Source organism: Kitasatospora sp. NPDC127067 (assembly GCF_042724755.1).
Lineage (GTDB): Bacteria > Actinomycetota > Actinomycetes > Streptomycetales > Streptomycetaceae > Kitasatospora > Kitasatospora lactacystinica.
On the sequence record NZ_JBHXEM010000076.1, the window covers coordinates 1 to 18,130 of the forward strand.

Annotated in this window: 19 protein-coding genes; 6 read left to right on the top strand and 13 right to left on the bottom strand. The window is 73.6% G+C overall.

Translation table 11 applies throughout. The features are described 5' to 3' along the window. The 5 genes from ACFWJ4_RS26650 to ACFWJ4_RS26670 form a co-directional block, all read right to left on the bottom strand. A partial coding sequence (locus ACFWJ4_RS26650; RefSeq protein ID WP_380547922.1) for an adenylyl-sulfate kinase occupies positions 1-129 on the bottom strand: 129 nt, incomplete at its 3' end. A gap of 47 nt (positions 130-176) precedes the next feature. After that, complete coding sequence (locus ACFWJ4_RS26655) at positions 177-878, bottom strand: phosphoadenylyl-sulfate reductase (protein ID WP_380547838.1); 702 nt, start codon at positions 876-878, stop codon at positions 177-179. Continuing rightward, the gene (locus tag ACFWJ4_RS26660) at positions 859-1,041 is read right to left on the bottom strand and encodes a hypothetical protein (RefSeq protein ID WP_380547841.1); all 183 of its coding nucleotides are present in this window, start codon (positions 1,039-1,041) and stop codon (positions 859-861) included. Before ACFWJ4_RS26660 ends, ACFWJ4_RS26655 begins: the two co-directional genes overlap by 20 nt. Further along, entirely contained in the window at positions 1,038-2,762 is a 1,725-nt protein-coding gene (locus tag ACFWJ4_RS26665) for a nitrite/sulfite reductase (RefSeq protein ID WP_380547844.1), read from the bottom strand. The genes ACFWJ4_RS26660 and ACFWJ4_RS26665 overlap by 4 nt, the downstream gene beginning before the upstream one ends. 198 nt (positions 2,763-2,960) lie before the next feature. Further along, positions 2,961-3,044 carry a putative leader peptide gene (locus ACFWJ4_RS26670; RefSeq protein WP_318264789.1) on the bottom strand — a complete coding sequence of 28 codons (84 nt, stop codon included), beginning with the start codon at positions 3,042-3,044 and terminating at the stop codon, positions 2,961-2,963. Between the two features lie 178 nt (positions 3,045-3,222). Here ACFWJ4_RS26670 and ACFWJ4_RS26675 point away from each other — a divergent pair, with 178 nt between their 5' ends. After that, positions 3,223-4,629: a YihY/virulence factor BrkB family protein gene (locus tag ACFWJ4_RS26675; RefSeq protein ID WP_380547847.1), complete on the top strand. Its 1,407-nt coding sequence runs from the start codon at positions 3,223-3,225 to the stop codon at positions 4,627-4,629. Between the two features lie 117 nt (positions 4,630-4,746). Here ACFWJ4_RS26675 and ACFWJ4_RS26680 read toward each other — a convergent pair whose 3' ends face one another. Further along, positions 4,747-6,324 carry an FtsW/RodA/SpoVE family cell cycle protein gene (locus ACFWJ4_RS26680; protein WP_380547850.1) on the bottom strand — a complete coding sequence of 526 codons (1,578 nt, stop codon included), beginning with the start codon at positions 6,322-6,324 and terminating at the stop codon, positions 4,747-4,749. 289 nt (positions 6,325-6,613) lie between these two features. On the opposite strand from ACFWJ4_RS26680, the gene ACFWJ4_RS26685 reads away from it, so the two are divergent. Next, positions 6,614-7,765 (top strand): cytochrome c oxidase assembly protein, encoded by a 1,152-nt coding sequence (locus tag ACFWJ4_RS26685; RefSeq protein WP_380547853.1) that lies wholly within the window; start codon positions 6,614-6,616, stop codon positions 7,763-7,765. A 376-nt stretch (positions 7,766-8,141) separates the two neighbouring features. After that, positions 8,142-9,278, top strand: coding sequence for a ribosome small subunit-dependent GTPase A (rsgA, locus tag ACFWJ4_RS26690; RefSeq protein ID WP_380547855.1), 1,137 nt, complete (start codon positions 8,142-8,144; stop codon positions 9,276-9,278). Between the two features lie 63 nt (positions 9,279-9,341). On the opposite strand, the gene ACFWJ4_RS26695 is transcribed toward rsgA, so the two are convergent. After that, positions 9,342-9,800: an ASCH domain-containing protein gene (locus ACFWJ4_RS26695; RefSeq protein WP_380547858.1), complete on the bottom strand. Its 459-nt coding sequence runs from the start codon at positions 9,798-9,800 to the stop codon at positions 9,342-9,344. Between the two features lie 154 nt (positions 9,801-9,954). On the opposite strand from ACFWJ4_RS26695, the gene ACFWJ4_RS26700 reads away from it, so the two are divergent. Beyond that, positions 9,955-11,592, top strand: a complete 1,638-nt coding sequence (locus ACFWJ4_RS26700; RefSeq protein WP_380547861.1) for a DNA-3-methyladenine glycosylase 2 family protein — start codon at positions 9,955-9,957, stop codon at positions 11,590-11,592. Beyond that, entirely contained in the window at positions 11,589-12,098 is a 510-nt protein-coding gene (locus tag ACFWJ4_RS26705; protein WP_380547864.1) for a methylated-DNA--[protein]-cysteine S-methyltransferase, read from the top strand. The genes ACFWJ4_RS26700 and ACFWJ4_RS26705 overlap by 4 nt, the downstream gene beginning before the upstream one ends. Before the next feature lie 90 nt (positions 12,099-12,188). Here the strand turns inward: ACFWJ4_RS26705 and ACFWJ4_RS26710 are convergent, their stop codons facing one another. Together ACFWJ4_RS26710 and ACFWJ4_RS26715 are read right to left on the bottom strand one after the other, a co-directional pair. Further along, positions 12,189-12,698 carry a GNAT family N-acetyltransferase gene (locus ACFWJ4_RS26710; protein WP_380547867.1) on the bottom strand — a complete coding sequence of 170 codons (510 nt, stop codon included), beginning with the start codon at positions 12,696-12,698 and terminating at the stop codon, positions 12,189-12,191. A gap of 43 nt (positions 12,699-12,741) precedes the next feature. Further along, a complete protein-coding gene (locus tag ACFWJ4_RS26715; protein WP_359908043.1) occupies positions 12,742-13,272 on the bottom strand; it encodes a MarR family winged helix-turn-helix transcriptional regulator in 531 nt (176 codons plus the stop codon). Between the two features lie 192 nt (positions 13,273-13,464). Here ACFWJ4_RS26715 and ACFWJ4_RS26720 point away from each other — a divergent pair, with 192 nt between their 5' ends. Next, positions 13,465-15,003, top strand: a complete 1,539-nt coding sequence (locus ACFWJ4_RS26720) for an MFS transporter (protein WP_380547870.1) — start codon at positions 13,465-13,467, stop codon at positions 15,001-15,003. A 16-nt stretch (positions 15,004-15,019) separates the two neighbouring features. On the opposite strand, the gene pth is transcribed toward ACFWJ4_RS26720, so the two are convergent. The 4 genes from pth to ACFWJ4_RS26740 form a co-directional block, all read right to left on the bottom strand. Beyond that, the gene (gene pth / locus ACFWJ4_RS26725; RefSeq protein ID WP_380547873.1) at positions 15,020-15,631 is read right to left on the bottom strand and encodes an aminoacyl-tRNA hydrolase; all 612 of its coding nucleotides are present in this window, start codon (positions 15,629-15,631) and stop codon (positions 15,020-15,022) included. Positions 15,632-15,863: 232 nt separating this feature from the next. Continuing rightward, complete coding sequence (locus tag ACFWJ4_RS26730) at positions 15,864-16,496, bottom strand: DUF305 domain-containing protein (protein WP_380547925.1); 633 nt, start codon at positions 16,494-16,496, stop codon at positions 15,864-15,866. A gap of 125 nt (positions 16,497-16,621) precedes the next feature. Continuing rightward, positions 16,622-17,287: a DUF3105 domain-containing protein gene (locus ACFWJ4_RS26735; protein WP_380547876.1), complete on the bottom strand. Its 666-nt coding sequence runs from the start codon at positions 17,285-17,287 to the stop codon at positions 16,622-16,624. A gap of 101 nt (positions 17,288-17,388) precedes the next feature. Then, the gene (locus ACFWJ4_RS26740; RefSeq protein ID WP_380547879.1) at positions 17,389-17,856 is read right to left on the bottom strand and encodes a hypothetical protein; all 468 of its coding nucleotides are present in this window, start codon (positions 17,854-17,856) and stop codon (positions 17,389-17,391) included. Positions 17,857-18,130 lie beyond the last annotated feature (274 nt).

Below are 18,130 nucleotides of genomic sequence, written 5' to 3' on the forward strand. Positions count from 1 at the left end.
CAGCCGCTCGGCCAGCGCGAAGGCCAGCGTGGTCTTGCCCGCGCTCGGCAGCCCGGTCAGCCACACGGTGGCGCCGCGCTCGCAGGGGGCGGCCGAGGGGGCCGCCTCTACGGCTCCGTCGGCGGCCAGAGTGTCAGCTGTCACGGTTCTTTCCTTACGCGAGAATTGACGGATGGTCAAAGGTGGATGCCGCACTCGGTCTTGCCGGAGCCGGACCAGCGGCCGGCCCGGGCGTCCTCGCCCTCGGCGGGCTTGCGGGTGCAGGACAGCGGGGAGCAGCCGACCGAGGTGTAGCCCTCCCACAGCAGCGGGTTGAGCAGCACGCCGTGGGCGGCGACGTAGGCGTCCACGTCCTGCTGGGTCCAGCGGGCGATCGGCGCGATCTTGACCTTGCGGCGTTTCGGGTCCCAGGACACCACCGGGGTGTTCGCCCGGGTCGGGGACTCGTCGCGGCGCAGGCCGGTCGCCCAGGCGTCGTAGCCGGCCAGGCCCCGGTTGAGCGGCTCGACCTTGCGCAGCGAGCAGCACAGGTCCGGGTCGCGGTCGTGCAACCGCGGCCCGTGCTCGGCGTCCTGCTCGGCCACCGTCCGCAGCGGGGTGAGTGTGATGACGTTGACCGGCATGGTCGCGGCCACCGCGTCCCGCGTCCCGATGGTCTCCGGGAAGTGGTAGCCGGTGTCCAGGAACACCACGTCCACCCCGGGGAACACCGAGGACGCCAGATGGGCCACCACCGCGTCCTCCATCGAGGAGGTCACGCAGAACCGCCCGCCGAAGGTCTCGGCCGCCCAGGCGAGGACCTCCTGCGCGGAGGCCTCCTCCAACTCGCGCCCGGCCCTCTCCGCCAGCGACGCGTAGTCAGTCGCTGTGCTGCTCATGTGACGTACCCCCGTGGTTGGTCGGTGACAGCAGGCCGAGGAACTTCAGCTGGAAGGCGCGGCGGCATCCGTGGCACTCCCAGGCGCCGTGCCCGGCCTCGGAGGGGCGCAGGTCCTCGTCCCCGCAGTAGGGGCAGAAGAAAGGGGCCGCTCGCTCGCTCACGACAGCTGGTCCTCGGTCGCCCGGGCCGCCCACTGGGCGAAGCGCTCGCCCTCGGTGCGGTCGGCCTGGTAGCGGGTCAGCACGCGCTCGACGTAGTCGGGCAGGCCCGCGCTGGTGACCTTGAGGCCGCGGACCTTGCGGCCGAAGCCGGCCTCCAGGCCGAGCGCGCCGCCGAGGTGCACCTGGTAGCCCTCGACCTGCTCGCCGTGCTCGTCGGTGACCAGCTGGCCCTTGAGGCCGATGTCGGCGACCTGGATGCGGGCGCAGGCGTTCGGGCAGCCGTTGATGTTGATGGTCAGCGGCTCGGCGAAGTCCGGCAGGCGCTGCTCCAGCTCGTCGATGAGCGTGCGGCCGCGCTCCTTGGTCTCGACGATGGCGAGCTTGCAGTACTCGATTCCGGTGCAGGCCATGGTGCCGCGGCGGAACGGCGAGGGGGTGACCCGCAGGTCGAGCGCCTCCAGGCCGGCCACCACGGAGTCGACGTGCTCCTCGGCGATGTCGAGGACGATCATCTTCTGCTCGGCGGTGGTGCGCACCCGGTCGCTGCCGTGGGCGGCGGCGAGGTCGGCGATCCGGCCGAGCAGCTTGCCGTCGACCCGGCCGACGCGCGGCGCGAAGCCGATGTAGAACTTCCCGTCCTGCTGCCGGTGGACGCCGACGTGGTCGCGCCAGCGGGCTGCGGGCTCGGTCGGGGCGGGGCCGTCGAGCAGCGGGCGCTCGAGGTACTCGTCCTCCAGCACCCGGCGGAACTTCTCCACGCCCCAGTCGGCGACCAGGAACTTCAGCCGGGCGCGGTTGCGCAGGCGCCGGTAGCCGTAGTCGCGGAAGATGCCGATGACGCCGCCGTAGACGTCGGCGACCTCCTCCAGCGGGACCCACGCGCCCAGCCGCACGCCCAGCTTGGGGTTGGTGGACAGGCCGCCGCCGACCCAGAGGTCGAAGCCGGGGCCGTGCTCGGGGTGGACCACGCCGACGAAGGAGACGTCGTTGATCTCGTGCGCGACGTCGAGCAGCGGGGAGCCGGAGACCGCGCTCTTGAACTTGCGCGGGAGGTTGGAGAAGTCCGGGTTGCCGATGAAGCGGCGCTGGATCTCCTCGATGGCGGGCGTGCCGTCGATGATCTCGTCCTCGGCGATGCCGGCCACCGGGGAACCGAGGATGACGCGCGGGGTGTCGCCGCAGGCCTCGGTGGTGGACAGGCCGACGGCCTCCAGCTTCTGCCAGATCGCCGGGACGTCCTCGATCCGGATCCAGTGGTACTGGATGTTCTGGCGGTCGGTCAGGTCGGCGGTGCCGCGGGCGTACTGCTCGGAGACCTCGGCGATCGCCCGCAGCTGGGGGACGGTCAGCCGGCCGCCGTCGATGCGCACGCGGAGCATGAAGAACTCGGCGTCCAGCTCGTGCGGGTCCAGGATCGCGGTCTTGCCGCCGTCGATGCCCTCCTTGCGCTGGGTGTAGAGCCCCCACCAGCGCATCCGGCCGCGCAGGTCGGCCGGGTCGATCGAGTCGAAGCCCCGGTGCGCGTAGATCGTCTCAATACGTGTCCGCACATTGAGACCGTCGTCGTCCTTCTTGAACTGTTCGTTGGCGTTCAGAGGGGTGTAGTGGCCCATGCCCCACTGGCCCTCGCCGCGGTGGCGGGTCGCCTTGCGGGCCGCTGCGGGGCGGCGCTCGGCGGCGCGGTCGGCCGCGGGCTCGACGGTCTCGGAGGAGGTGGCCATGGTGAAGTCCTTCGGGGCAGGTGGCGCTGGCGCCGAATAGGTCGCGGGGCGTGCTCGGCCGTGCGGTGCCGCTCTGACCTGCGGATTTCTCAAGGCCGTGAGGGCAGTGACCGGGACCGGGCGGGCGCCTGCGCATCCGCTGCGACGGGGATGGCGGGGGAGGTCGGCGCCGGGTGCGGTGGTGCGGCGGAGTCGGGCTCAGGTCACCGGACAGATGGCGCTGGACACGCGAAGGAGGTCGACGTGGAGTCGACCTACCAGGGTGGTTCCGGCGCTAGACATGGCAAGAGATTCGCACGGCGCGGGACTCGCGGTCCACTAACATCCGAATACTGGACGCTGAGGTTTCGTCAGGCGAGACATCCGGGCGTTCCCGCCGCTCCCCGCCGGGGCGCCCGGCCACGCGCCCGTACCCCCAGGGAGATCAACCGCGCGGCCCCGGCCCGATACGGTGGGCCCTGTGCAAGCAGCAGGCGATACGAGCAGACCGAACGCCGAGCGGCCCTCCCGGCGAAGGGGCAAGGGCGCGCGGCGGGCGGCGAAACAGGCCACCTGGCGCCGCACGGCGTGGGAACTGGTCAGGGACACCACCAACACCTGCGTCGAGTACCGGGTCACCGGGCTCGCCGCGGAGGCGGCCTTCTTCACCCTGCTGTCGATCCCGCCGCTGCTGCTCGGGCTGGCCGGCACCCTCGGCTACCTCGACGAGTTCGTCGGCGCGGGCACCATCGCCGGGCTCAAGAAGAGCATCCTCTCGGCCTCCGGGACGGTGCTGTCGGACTCCTCCGTCAACGAGGTCGTGGTCCCGCTGCTGGACGGGGTGTTCGACCGCACCCGGCCCGACCTCGTCTCGATCGGCTTCCTGCTGTCCCTGTGGTCCGGCTCCAGGGCCCTGTACATCTTCATCGACACCATCACCGTCATGTACGGGCTCGACGGCAAGCGGGGCATCGTCAAGACCCGGCTGATGTCGCTCAGCCTCTACTTCGGCGCCCTGGTGATCGGCTCGCTGGTGCTGCCGCTGCTGATGGTCGGTCCGGGGCTGCTGGAGAACGCGGTGCCGGGGGTGTCCGGGCTGGTCGGCGCCCTCTACTGGCCGGTCGCGATCGTGCTGCTGACCGTCTCGCTGACCACCCTCTACCACCTGGCCGTCCCGGTCTCGACCCCGTGGCGCGAGGACATCCCCGGCGCCCTGGTCGCCCTGGTGGTGCTGGTCTTCTGCAGCGTCGGCCTGCGGGTCTACCTGGTCAGCTCGGTCGAGGGCCCCTCGGTGTACGGCTCGCTGGCGGCGCCGGTGGCCGTGCTGCTGTGGATCTTCGTGGTGGCGCTCGCGGTGCTCATCGGCGCCGCGATGAACGCCGCGATAGACCGCCGCTGGCCCACCCTGGAGACCGCCGACGCGCGTGCCGAGAACGAGCGCGCCCACGAGGAGGCGGCCGCCGCCGTGGTCCGCGAGGTCGCCGCCCGGCGGGCCGTCGAACGGGCCCGGCGCGCCCGCGAGCTCGGGCTCGCCGAGGGCGTCGAGGAGGAGTGGGGCGAGGACGAGGGCGAGGACGTCGAGGTGCCCTCCGAGTACCCGGAGCGGTGGGCCGACGTGCTGGCCGCCGACAACGTGCGCGGCCGGCTCACCGCCCGCGGCGGGCCGCACCACCGGCCCGGACCGCCGCCGCCGGACAGCGACCGGCCGGCCGGGCCGACGCAGGGGAGCGGGCCGGGAACTCCGCCGGGGCCTGTGTCCGGGCCCGGTTCGGGGCCTGTGTCCGGGCCTGTGTCCGGGCCCGGTTCGGGGCCGCCGCAGGGGCCGCCCGGGCAGCAGCCGCCGGGGTACCCGCCGCGACCGCCCCGGCCGCCGTGGGACCAGCGGTAGGCGGAACGAAACGGCAGGAACGGACAGGGCCTCTCCCGCGGGTGCGGGGGAGGCCCTGTCGCTCTGGCGGGGCGGGGCGGGGCGGGCGTGAGGCGGGCGGGGCCGGCGGACGACGGGTCAGGTGGCGGCCCGGTGCGGTGGGTGGCCGTGGGCGGGGCGCACCTCGGTCACGGCGGAGGGGTCGGCCGTGCCGGGGGCGGCGGGGGACGGGGCCGACGGGTTCGGGTGAGTCGGAGCCGTCGGGTTCGGGTGCGTCGGGTCCGGGTGCGTCCGGTTCGGGCTTGTGGGGGCCGGGGCCGGGAGCGGCTCGGGGGAGGGCCGGGGCGGGTCCAGGGCGGTGCGTCCGGAGGAGTCGCTCAGCTTGATCAGCAGCGCCACCATCAGCCAGTTCGCCAGCAGCGACGAACCGCCGGCGGCCAGGAACGGCAGGGCCTTGCCGGTCAGCGGGACCAGCCCGCTCACCCCGCCGACCACCACGAACACCTGGAGCGCCAGCGCCGCCGACAGACCGGTGGCCAGCAGCTTGCCGAACGGGTCGGTCAGGCCGATCGCGGTGCGCAGACCGCGCTGGATCAGCAGCACGTAGACCAGCAGGATCGCGGTCGCCCCGGCCAGGCCCAGCTCCTCGCCGATGGTGGTGAAGATGAAGTCGCTGCGCCCGGCGAAGCCGATCAGCCAGGGCCGTCCCGAGCCCAGGCCGGTCCCGGTCATGCCCCCGGTGCCCAGGCTGAACAGCGCCTCGGCGGGCTGCTCGGAGATCGCCTTGTCGTGCACCGGCTTGTAGTAGTCGAGCGGGTGCAGCCAGGCCTCGACGCGGCCGTGCACGTGCGGTTCCACGGTCCCGACCACCGCCGCGCCGCCGACGGCCATCAGCAGGCCGAGCACCACCCAGCTGGTGCGCTCGGTCGCCACGTACAGCATCACGATGAAGATGCCGAAGAAGATCAGCGAGGTGCCCAGGTCGCGTTCGAAGATCAGCACCAGCAGGCTGACCACCCAGATCGCCAGCACCGGGCCGGCGTGCCGTCCGCGCGGCAGGGTGAGCCCCCAGACCTTCCGCCCGGCCAGCGCCAGCGCGTCCCGGGCGGCCATCAGGTACCCCGCGAAGAAGATCGTGATCGCGACCTTCACGAACTCGTCCGGCTCGAAGGAGAGCCCGAACAGCCGGATCCAGCGCTTGGCGCCGAAGCTGTCGCCGGGGGAGAACACCGGTGCCGCCAGCAGGATCAGCGCACCCGCCATCAGCAGGTAGACGTAGCGCTGGAAGAAGCGGTGGTGCTTGACGAGGACGATCAGCGCGAGCGCCACCGCCACCGAGATGAACACCCACATCAGCTGGGAGGGCGCGGCCGGGAGCTTCTGGTAGTCGCCCTTGGCGGCGTGCGCGGCCTTGTAGCTGAAGTCCAGCCGGTCCAGCAGCACCAGCCCGAAGCCGGTCAGGAAGACGCCCAGCGGCAGGATCAGCGGATCGGCGAACGGGGCGAACCGGCGCACCGCCAGGTGGGCCGCCCCGGCCAGCGCGCCCAGCGACAGGCCGTGCACCAGCAGCCCGGGCGGCATCCGGCCGGTGAGCGCCAGGTTCGCGTCGACGTGTCCCGCCAGACAGACGGCCACCGCGAGGGCCAGCAGGCCCAGCTCGATGTTGCGATGGCGCGCCGCGAGTCGGCGGCCGTCGCCGCGTGCAGTGGTTCGCACCTCTTGTCATCCCCTTGTCGAGCACGTGGCGGGTCTCGCCGACGGCGCATCCTGCCAGACGTTTGTGTCTTCGCCGCGGTTGCCGGAAGGAGCGGGTGCAGGGCAGAACTTTGCCCGGGCAAAGCTTTGTTGGGGCTCGGTAAAGCTTTGTTCAGGCCCGGGTATAGAGGCGGGCCCCGGGTGCGGCGGGGCCGTCGCGCGGGGACATCATGGCCGGGCGCCGGGGGAGCCCCGGCGCGGGGTGCCCGACCGGCCGGGGACCGCCGGGACGAGCGAGGTGAGCGGGCGGATGAACGCAGTGGTGGGCGGCGCGGCGGTCGGGTCGGTGGGCGGCCCGATGGTCGGGCCGGTGGGCGGGCCGACCGGTGGTCCCGCCTCGGTGCTCGCCTACAGCGGTCCGCCGCCGTGGCGGTGGTCCGACCTGGCGACCTCCTGGACGGCCGAGCCGCTGGTGCTCGTGCTGTCGGTGCTGCTCGGTGTCTGGTACCTGGCGGCGGTGCGCAGGGTCAACCGGGCGGTGGGTGAACGCGCGGCGGGTGAACGTGCGGTGGGGGACCGGGCGGCCGCGGGGTCCGGCGGCGGGCGGCGCGCGGCCGGGCACGGCGGCGGGCGCTGGCAGCCCACCCGTACCGCCGCGTTCCTCGGCGGGCTGCTGCTGTGGGTCTGGTGCACCTGCTCCGGCCTCGGTGTGTACGACCGGATCCTCTTCACCGACCGGGCCGTGCAGGTCGTGCTGCTGCTGATGGTCGTTCCGCTGCTGCTCGCGCTCGGCGCACCGGTCTCCCTGCTGGTCGAGGCGGCGCCGGCGGCGCGGCGGGAACGCGTCCTGCGGGCGCTGCGCAGCCGCCCGTCCAAGGTGCTGATGTTCCCGGCGGTCTCCACCGCGCTGCTGATGGCGCCGCCGTGGCTGCTCTACTTCACGCCCTGGTACGAGTGGTCGGTGTCCAGCGGGATCGGGAACGTGGTGCTGCACCTGGCACTGGTGCTGCTGGGCCTCGCCTACTTCTGGCCGCGTCTGCAGCTCGACCCGGTCGGGCACGAGTACCCCCACCTGGTCGGGCTGTTCATCACCTTCGCCGAGGTGATCTTCGACGCGGGGCTCGGGATCGTGCTGATCTACGGCGGGCACCTGGTCGCCGAGCACTACTACCTGGCGCTCGGGCGGCCGTGGGGCCCGAGCCCGGCGCAGGACCAGACCTGGGGCGGCAACGCGTTCTGGGTGCTGGGGGACCTGGTCGGGCTGCCGTTCCTGGCCGCGCTGGTGCGGCGGATGGTGGTGCAGGGGCGGGAGGAGACCGAGGCGGTGGACGCCGAGCTGGACGCCCGCTTCGCGGCGGCCGCCGCGCGGGCGCGGGCGGCGGGAGGGCCGGAGGAGGAGGAGACCGGGATGCGGCCGTGGTGGCTGGACGACCCGAACCTCAAGCACCGGTACGGGGCGTAGCGCGGGTCCCGGCGGGGCTGGTCGAGCTGAGGCGGATGCGCATGGCGGCGGACGGCGGTGCGGGGCGCCGTCCGGCCCCTGCACGGCGGGCCAATTTTGGTCCTCAGAGGCCGCTCTGACGGCCGCTGCCTCGCGTTTCCGCAGGTCAAAAATAGGTTGGCCACAATCCCCCGCCCCGCTAGCGTGTGACACATCCGGTTCGGGGGCCATTGGGCCGCCCGAGGAGTAGAGAGCAGGAGGTGAACCCCGTGGTCGTTGTCGCCCCGATAGCTGCCCAGGGCAGCACTCGCGTTCACCTCCTTTCCCCGGCCGCCGGCTGAGCCCTTCGCGCCAGCCGTAGCCCGCCGGGATCATCTCCTCCCGAAGGGCCACTGCGTTGTTCAACGCTGCCTCCGTTTCGTCGTTCTCTTCTTCCTCTTCCTTCTCTTCGACTTCCGCCGACGCCTCCGCCCTGACCGGCTACGGCTGGACGGCCGAGCTCGCGGAACTGTTCACCCCGTTCGGCGAGGCCGGGCTGCTCCCGGCCCGGATCGTCCGGGTCGACCGCGGCCAGTGCGACGCCGTCATCGCCGACCCGGAGACGGGCGAGCCGCGCACCGTCCGGTTCGACACCCGGCCGGTGGGCGACGCCGACATGATCAACTGCCCGTGCACGGGCGACTGGGCGGCGGTCGACCTGTACGCCCAGCCGATGGCCTCCGTCGCCGCGCTGCTGCCGCGCTCCACCGCGATCATCCGCAAGGTGGCTGGCAAGCGCTCCGACGGCCAGGTGCTGGCCGCCAATGTCGACACCGTGCTGATCGCCTCCTCGCTCGCGACCGACCCCGACCTCGGACGGATCGAGCGCTTCCTCGCCCTGGCCTGGGAGTCCGGCGCCGATCCGCTGGTCGTCCTCACCAAGGCCGACCTCGTCGACGACGCCGACTTCATCCGGTCCGACGTCGAGGCGGTCGCCCCCGGAGTCACGGTGCTCGTGGTGAGCGCCGAGACCGGCGAGGGCATGGACGTGCTCCGCGCCTGCACCCCCGGCACCACCGCGGTGATCGGCCAGTCCGGCGTCGGCAAGTCCACGCTCACCAACGCGCTGGCCGGCTCCGCGGTGATGACCGTCCAGGAGGCCCGCGAGGTCGACCAGAAGGGCCGCCACACCACGACCACCCGAGAACTGATCCCGCTGTCCGGCGGGGGCGTGCTCATCGACACCCCCGGGCTGCGCGAGGTCGGCCTCTACGGAGGCGAAGGCGTGGACCTGGCCTTCGCCGACATAGCCGAGCTGGCCGAGGAATGCCGCTTCCAGGACTGCGGCCACCACACCGAGCCCGGCTGCGCGGTGCAGGCGGCGCTGGCCGACGGCACCCTGCCGCAGCGCCGAATGGACAGCTACCTCAAGCTCCAGCGCGAGAACGACTGGATCGCCTCGCGCACGGACGCCCGGGTGGCCAAGGCGCGGCTGAAGAAGTGGAAGACGATCACCAAGTCGATGCGAGCCGTGGGAGGTCCGGTGAAGCGCTGAGCCCGGGCACCGGCCGGCCGCCGCACAACGGCCGCCGGCCGGCCCCCGCCGGGCCCGCCCGGCTCAGCGGAGGTCCGCCACCACGCGGAAGCGCTGCAGGACCACCGGAGTGGTGTCGTCCACGGTGAAACCCGGGTCATCGAGGGCGTCGAGCATCTCCGGACTGCGCCAGAACCGCTCGTGCACCGCACGCCACTCGGCCACGCTGGTGCACCCCTCGCCCTCGTCCAGGGCGTGCTGGAGGTCGACCTCCGCGAGCGGGACCACCCGGACGTCCGTGGTCTCGATCACGGCGACCCTGCGGCCGTCCGAGTCGAGAACCGCGGAGCGCTCAGCGGCCAGCGGCAGGGGCTCGCCCTCGTGCTCGTAGTCGGCGATCAGGCCGGTGGTGCTGGTCTTGGCACCGTCGAGGATCGCGGCGACCAGCTGGTCCCGCAGAGGGCCGGGGAACGCGAACTCTGCCGGAGGCAGGGCGACGACGCGCGGGTCGTCCGGGCCGGTGTAGGGCTGCTGCTCGCTCATGCCGCGAGAGTAACGGCGGGGCGCTCGGCGGGCCCGCGAATTTCGGGGCCGCGGGCCGGTGCGGTGGGCCTGCGGGTCGTGGGCTCACGGTGTGGCGGGTGGCGGGTGGGTGGGGAGGGGGGAGGGGAGGCCCCCGAAGCAGCGATCAACGGCGATGTCCGATTCCCGCCAGTCACCCCCCGCCCAGTGCCGCAAACTGGACAACGTGATCGACGACGACATCCGGTACCGAGCCGTGGACAGCCGAGACTCCCGCTTCGACGGGGTCTTCTTCACGGCGGTCACCTCCACCGGCATCTACTGCCGTCCGAGCTGCCCCGCCGTGACCCCCAAGCGCGTCAACTGCGTCTTCTACCCCAGCGCCGCAGCGGCCCAGGGGGCCGGCTTCCGCGCCTGCCGCCGCTGCCGCCCCGACTCCGTGCCGGGCTCGCCCGAGTGGAACCACCGCGCCGACCTGGTCGGCCGCGCGATGCGCCTGATCGGTGACGGCGTGGTGGACCGCGAGGGCGTCGCCGGCCTGGCCGGCCGCCTCGGCTACAGCGCCCGCCAGCTGCAGCGCCAGCTGATCGCCGAGCTCGGCGCCGGCCCGATCGCGCTGGCCCGCGCCCGCCGCGCGCAGACCGCCCGCCTGCTCCTCCAGACCACCGAACTGCCCGTCACCGACATCGCGTTCGCGGCCGGCTTCGCCTCCGTCCGCCAGTTCAACGACACCGTGCGCGAGGTCTACGACCGCACTCCCAGTGGTCTGCGCGCCGAGGTCGCCGCCGGCCGCCGCAGCGCGACCCCGGCCGGTGGCCTCACCCTGCGCCTCGCCTACCGCGGCGCGCTCGACAGCGAGCACCTGATCGACTTCCTCGCCCTGCGAGCCGTCCCCGGCGTGGAGGAGGTCGTCCCCGGCGCGCGGCCCGGTGTGCGCGTGTACCGTCGTACCCTCGCGCTCCCGTACGGCCACGGCATCGCCGAGGTCGACGGCCTGGCGCCGGGCGAGCCGCCCACCCGCGGCTGGCTCGACTGCCGCCTGCTGCTCGCCGACCTGCGCGACCTGCCGACCGCCGTCCAGCGCCTGCGCAACCTCTTCGACCTGGACGCCGACCCGCTCGCGGTCGACGAGCAGCTCGGCGCCGACCCGCTGCTCGGCCCGCTGGTCCGCGAGCGCCCCGGCCTGCGCTCGCCCGGCCACGTGGACCCGCACGAGCTCGCCGTCCGCGCCGTCCTCGGCCAGCAGATCAGCGTCGTCGCCGCCCGCACCCTGGCGGGACGGCTCGCCGAGAAGTACGGCACCGCGCTGCCCGAGCCCAGCGGCGGCCTGCGGCTGCTCTTCCCGACCGCGGCCGCCCTGGCCACCGCCGATCCGGAGGACTTCGCGATGCCCGTCGCCCGCCGCCGCGCGCTCACCGGCCTGTGCGCCGCGCTGGCCGAAGGCGTGGTCCGGCTCGACAGCGGGGTCGACCGGGAGGAGGCCGCGGCCGGCCTGCTGGACCTGCCCGGCATCGGCCCCTGGACGGTCGGCTACCTGCGGATGCGGGCGATGGCCGACCCCGATGTCTTCCTCCCGAGCGACGTGGGCGTCAAGCACGGCCTGCTGCGTCTCGGCGCCGCGGGGGACCCGAAGTCCGCCGACCGCGCCGCCGAGGCCTGGGCCCCGTGGCGCTCCTACGCCGTCCATCGGCTGTGGGCCGGCCCCGTGAGCACCGGCCCCGCGAGTACCAGTCCCGCGAACACCGGCATCAGCACCAGCAGCACCAGCAGCACCAGTGGCACCAGCACCGGAACGGAGAACGGACGAGCATGAGCACCACCGTCTACACCACCATGGAGAGCCCCTTCGGCCGGCTGCTGCTCAGCGGCGTGCTGCCCGAGGAGGGCGGCCCGGCCGCGCTGGCCACGGTCACCGTGCCCGGCCAGAAGTACGCGCTGGCCGAGCCCGCCGGCGACTGGGTCCTCGACCCGGAGGCGCTCGCCGAGCCGGTGGCCCAGCTGACCGACTACTTCGCCGGCAAGCGCACCGGCTTCGACCTCCCGCTCGCGCCCGAGGGCACCGAGTTCCGCCGCAGGATCTGGGCGGCACTGGACGAGATCCCGTACGGCAAGACCGTCACGTACGGCGAACTCGCCGAGCTGGCGGGGCAGGAGCCGCGCATGGTCCGGGCGGTCGGCGGCGCGGTGGGCGCCAACCCGCTGCTGATCGTCCGCCCCTGCCACCGGGTGCTCGGCGCCGGCGGCGCGCTCACCGGCTTCGCCGCCGGCGTGGACCGCAAGCGCTGGCTGCTGGACCTGGAGAGCGGCACCCTGTTCTGACCGCCGGGTGCCGCGAACGTCCGAGCACCGGACCTTCGAGCACCGGACCTTCGAGCACGGCAGCCCCGCCGAGCCCCCACCGCCTACCGCTCAACTCCGCAGTTCCACCCGCCAGTTGTTGCTGTGCATGAGCCGTCCGGGCGGGAACTCGAAGTCCGTCTCGCCGAGCAGTGTGAAGCCGGCCTTCGCGCAGACCGCGTTGGAGGCGGGGTTGTCCACCGAGGGGAAGGCATGCAGGTGGGGGTGGGCGGCCTCGCGGCGGGCGGCCTCGACCGCCGCGCGGGTCGCGGCGACCGCGATGCCCCGCCCCTGGAAGCCGGGCAGCACGTTCCATCCCATCTCGTGGACGGTCCGGCCCTCCCACGTCCGGGTGCCGTAGCCGACCGTCCCGACGGCCTCGCCCTCGGGCAGCAGCACGATCCGGTACATGCAGCCGAGCCCGGACGGGACGAAGTCCAGGTAGCGCCGGTGCCGTACGAGCAGCTGCTCGGCGCTCTCCGGCCCGCCGACGTGCTTCTTCATCTCCGGCGTGTTGACCCGGCGCAGCAGCGCGAGGTCGTCGTCCGTCCAGGGCTCGATCCGTACCGCTGTGCTGGTCATGCCGGGGACGGTAGCGGCGGGCGAATGCGGCGGCCAGTGGTTTTCACCCGGCCGCGGGCTCCTGGGCGGGTGCCGGCTCGGGCCCGGTGCCCGGCTGTGCGAGGGCGCGGGCGAGCTGTTCCAGGCCCGGCAGGGCGTTGACGACCGCCGCGCGGTCGGCCGGGTCGAGGGTGCCGAGTGCGGTGGCGATGCGGCGCTCGTGGGCGTGCTGCCAGTCGTCCAGCTGTCGCCGGCCCGCCGGGGTGAGGGCGATCCGGGCGGTGCGGCGGTCGCCGGGGTCGGCCTGGCGGTCCACGAAACCGGCGTCGAGCAGCTTCCCGACCAGTCCGCTGACGGTGTTGGGCGCGAGCCGCTGCCGTGCGGCCAGCTCGCCGACCCGCAGCGGCGCGGCTGCCAGTGTCTGGAGGAGTTCGACCTGCGCCATCGGCAGGGACTCCCACGGGTAGTCGGTGCGGATGCTGCTGCGCAGCGCGCGGCGCAGCCGGGTGACGGTGTCGGTCAGCTGCCGGGCGTGCTCGACCGCCGGGTCGGGGCTTGCGGTGGCGGGGTCGGGAACGTGTGGTGACGACGGCATGGCGGACAGCGTATCGCCTGGTACGGGGCGGTTCGGCGGCCGGTCGGGGCCCCGGGGCCGCGCCGTGTTGCGGCTCTGTCGCAGGCCTCGCCGCAGGCGTTCGTCCGGCACCGTCCGTAGCGTGGGACACATCCTGTCGTAGAACGAGCTGCTCGTAGAGAGAACATATCTGTATCCGATATATTCGTACCCATGAACGCCACCGCCCTTGCCTCGCGGCTGCTCACCGAGCGGCCCCGGCCGCGCGGCATAGCCGGCTGGCGTCACGCCCACTGGCTCGCCGTCGGCACGGTCTGTCTCGGCGCCTTCCTCGGCCAGCTGGACGCCAGTGTCATCGCCCTGGTCTTCCCCGCCATCGGCCGCGACTTCGACGCGGGCTTCGCCGCCGTCGAGTGGGTCGCCCTCGCCTACCTGCTGGTCCTGGTCGCCCTGCTGGCCCCGATCGGCTGGCTGTCGGACCTGGTCGGCCGCAAGACGATGTACATCGGCGGCTTCGCGGTCTTCGGCCTCTCCTCGCTCGGTGCCGGATTCGCCGGCGGCCTCTGGGCCCTGGTCGGGTGCCGCGCCGTCCAGGCGGTGGGTGCCGCGATGATGCAGGCCAACAGCGTCGCCCTGGTCGCGCGGGGCGTCCCCGAGCACGCGATGCGGCGCGCGCTCGGCATCCAGGCCTCCGCCCAGGGCCTCGGCCTGGCGCTCGGGCCCAGCCTCGGCGGGCTGCTGGTCGAACACGCCTCGTGGCGCTGGGTGTTCTGGGTCAATGTGCCGATCGCGGCGTTCGGCATCCTGGCCGGCTGGTTCCTGCTGCCCCGCACCCGGGCGGCGGGCGCCCCCGCCGCCGTACCGGGCCCCCGCACTGCGAACTCCCCCGGCGGGGAAGCCCACCGCGCCGGGGGCCGTCGAAACGATGCCCACCGCAACGATGCCCACCGCAAGGAAGCCCGCCGGACCGCGACCGGCCGGACCGCGACCGGCGACGCCGCCCGCTTCGACCTGCCCGGCCTGCTGCTGCTCACCGGGGCGACCACCTCGCTGCTGCTCGCCCTGTCCACCGCCTCCGGCCTGCCCCTGCCCGGCTGGGCGGTGGCGGCCCTGCTGCTCGCCTCCGCCGCCCTGACCCTGGCACTGGTGCGCCAGGAACGGCGGGCCGCCCGGCCGATCCTGGCGCCCGGGCTGGTCAACACCCCGGGCGTGCGCTCCGGCCTGGTGGTGGGGCTGATCGGCTATCTGCTGCTGTTCTGCCCGCTGGTACTGGGCCCGGTGCTGCTCACCGGCGCCGGGGTGTCGACGGCCCACGCGGGCCTGGTGATCACCCTGCTGCCCGCCGGGTTCGCCTTCGCCGCGACGGTCGGCGGCGGGCTGCTGCCCCGGGGCTGGTCGGACGTGACCAGGTGCCGCTGGGGTGCGCTGCTCGCGGCCGGCGGGCTGCTGCTGTTCGCCCTGCTGCCGGCCTCGGACGCGTCGGCGGCCCCGCTGCTGATCGCCGGTTACGGGTTGGGTCTGCTGCTGCCCGCCAACAACGCGCTGGTGATGCGGGCGATCCCGGCGCAGTGCTCGGCGGTCGGCGGCGGCATGGTGAACATGGCCCGCAGCCTCGGCACGGCGCTCGGCATGGCGCTGTCCGTCCTCGGTGTCCACCTGGCGGGCGCCGAGTCCGGTGGGCGGACGGTACTGCTCGTCCTCGCCGCCGTCGCCGCGGCGACGGCGCTGCTCACCCGGCCCGTCCGGGCCTGAGGAGTGCGGGGCCCCGCTACCGCGCGTCGGTACGGGCGTGCGGGGGCCCCGGTGCGTTCAGGGCGTCCTGGGCGCGGTTCAGGCCGCGCCGCACCAGCGTCTCCAGGGCGTCCGCGCAGCGGTCCAACTCGCCTGGCATGGCGGCCAGTTCCTCCTCCGAGAACTTCTTCAGCACGAAGTCCCCGACGCTCTGGCCCTTCGGCGGACGTCCGATGCCGAACCGCAGCCTGACGAAGTCCCGGGTGCCGAGCACCTCGCCCACCGAGCGCACCCCGTTGTGGCCGCCGGGGCCGCCGCCGCGCTTGAGCCGGGCGGAGCCGAAGGCGAAGTCCAGGTCGTCCTGCACCACCACCAGCCGCTCGACCGGGACGCCGTGGCGGCGCAGCAGCGCGGCCACCGGGCGGCCGGACAGGTTGATGGACCACCACAGCGGCTTGGCCAGCAGCACCCGGTGGCCGTCGACGGCGATCTCGGCCACCAGGGTGGCGATCCCGCGCCGGCGGAACCGGGCGCCGTGCCGTTCGGCCAGCCGGTCCACGGCGAGGAAGCCCGCGTTGTGCCGGGTGAGCCGGAACCACGGGCCGGGGTTGCCCAGGCCGGCGATCAGCCAGGGGGCGTCGGGGGTCATGCGAGGGTTCTCCGGAGGGGTGGGGGTGTGGGGGAAGACGGCGGACGGCCGGGGCGCGGCGGGGACGGTACGGGACCGTCCCGCCGGCGCCCCGGCCGTCCGGGGACACGCGGGACCTGCGGGACCTGCGGGACGTACAGGACGTACGGAATGTACGGGACCTGTGGGACCCGGGGACACCCGGACCCGAGGGACACGTACGAGTCGCAGGGCGAGCCCGCGGAACGAGCACTCAGGAGGCGGGCACGCCGGGCTCGGCGCCGCGCTCCTTGAGCATGTCGGTCATCAGCTGGAGCTCGGAGGTCTGGGCGACCACCATCGACTGCGCGAGCCGCTTCTCGGCATCGTTCCGGGCCTTGTCGACGTAGCCCTGGGCCATCTCGACGCCGCCCTTGTGGTGCTCGATCATCAGCTGGAGGTAGTACACCTCGGCGTCCCGCCCGCTGAGCGTGCGCAGCTTCGCGATCTGGGTGTTGGTGGCCATGCCCGGCATCAGCGAACCGTCGTGGGCCTGGTACTCGTGGCCCATCTTCATCCACGCCATCGGCGTGGCGGTCGAGTGCTGGGGCAGCCCCCACTGGTCGAGCCAGCCCATCATCATCCCGCGCTGGTTGGCCTGGGTGTTGATGATGTCGAAGGCCAGGGTGCGGGTCGGCTCGTCGGCGGTGCGGTCCCGGACCACGAACGACAGGTCCACGGCCTGCTGGTGGTGGGTCGCCATGTCGCGGGCGAACCCGGCCTCGGGGGAGTCGTTCGCGGGGACGGACAGCGTGGACGAGCCGGACGCCGAGGTCCCGCTCGCCACCAGGGCCGGCACCCCGAGCGCCAGCGCCACGGCGGCGGCCAGCGCGGCCGGCCACCACATGCGGCGGCGGCGTGGGGCCCCCACCTCCTGGACGCCGTCCGCCGCGGCGTCCACGGCGTCCACGGCGTCCACGGTGCCCGCGCTGTCCGCCGTCACGGCCTCGCCGGGGCGGCCCGCGTCGGCGGTCACATCTGCCCCATGGTGCAGGAGGCGCCCGGCTCCTGGGTCTGCTTGCCCTGGACGTACTTGGTGAAGAACTGCTCGACCCGCGGGTCGCTGGCGCTGTCCACGGTCAGCTGGGTGCTCCAGGCGTTCAGGGTGATGGTGCCCTGCTCGTCCGGGTACGGGCTCATCAGCGAGTACGGGGTCTTCTTGACCCTGTCGGAGAGGGTCTTGACGTCGTCCGGCGTGGCCTTGCCGTTGTACGTCACCCAGACGGCGCCGTGCTCCAGCGAGTGGACGGCGCGCTCGTTCTCGACCGGCTGGTCGTAGACGTGGCCCATGCAGTCCAGCCAGATCGCGTTGTGGTCGCCGCCGACCGGCGGGGTCATCGGGTAGGTGACCTTGTCCTTGACGTGGGTGCGGCTCAGCTCGCCGAAGGTCTTCACGCCCGGGATGTCCGCGCTGGCGGCGGTCTCCTTGTCCTTCTTCTTCTGGTTCTGGTCCATGACGATCCAGGTGCCGGTGGCGATCGCACCGATCACCAGCACGCCGGCCGCCACCGAGGCGACGATCTTGTTGCGGCGGTCGCGGCGCTGCTCGGCGGCGCGCAGCTCGGCGATCCGGGCGCGGCGGTCGAGGCCGTCCTGCTTGCCGCCGGGCTTGTTGGACTGCTTGGAGGCGGAACCCATGGTGGTCGTCCTTGTCCCCGCCGCACCGGTCGGTGGCGGCGGTCAGCTGGTGTGAGAGGAGAAACGGATCCGTCGGCGGCTGCGCCGGCGGTGGGTTCCACTCAGGACCGGTGGACCTGGAGTTCGTGCAGATCGGGCACCGGGTGCGCGCCGTCGAGCAGACCGGTGGGCACCACCCGGGGCAGCGCCTCGGGCGCGGCCGGGGTCAGCGGTGACACGGCGGGTTGCGGCTGCGGCGGCGGGTTCGGCAGCTGGGCGTCCTGCGAGCAGTACGGGTGACTGGAGCAGCCGTTGTTGCGCGGCGGCTGGCCGTCGGCGGTGCAGAGGATCCAGTGCCCCTGCTCCTCGGCCGTCCGGTGGTGGTCCGAGGACTTCGCGGCCCCGGTGACCTTCGCGGCGTGGCCGGTGTAGGAGGAGTGCCCGGTGGCGACCTGGACACTGACCACGCTGACGACGGTGACGGCGCTGACCGGGGCCGCGTGCGGCGCCGGTTGGCCGGAGCCGTCCACCGCCTTCGCCTGGCCCGCGCAGGGCAGCAGCGTCAACAGCGTGACGAGCAGCAGGACCAACAGCCCACCTGCCGGGCGGCCCGCCGATGCGGCCCTCCCCGGTCGGGGCGAACTGGGGGCCGACGCGGTCATGCGCACATTTAATCAGCCGAACGAGTGATGCGATGCCCCCCATCGGCCCTCATTTTCGGGGGCCCGCACACCCGGATGGCCAGGAAACGCCCTGCTCCGGACACATCCGGCAAGCACGGACGGAACGGGAGCGGACGACCGGGCGACGCCACCGTGGACGGCCCGGCGAACCCCCTGGTGAACAGCCTGGTGAGCGCGGTGG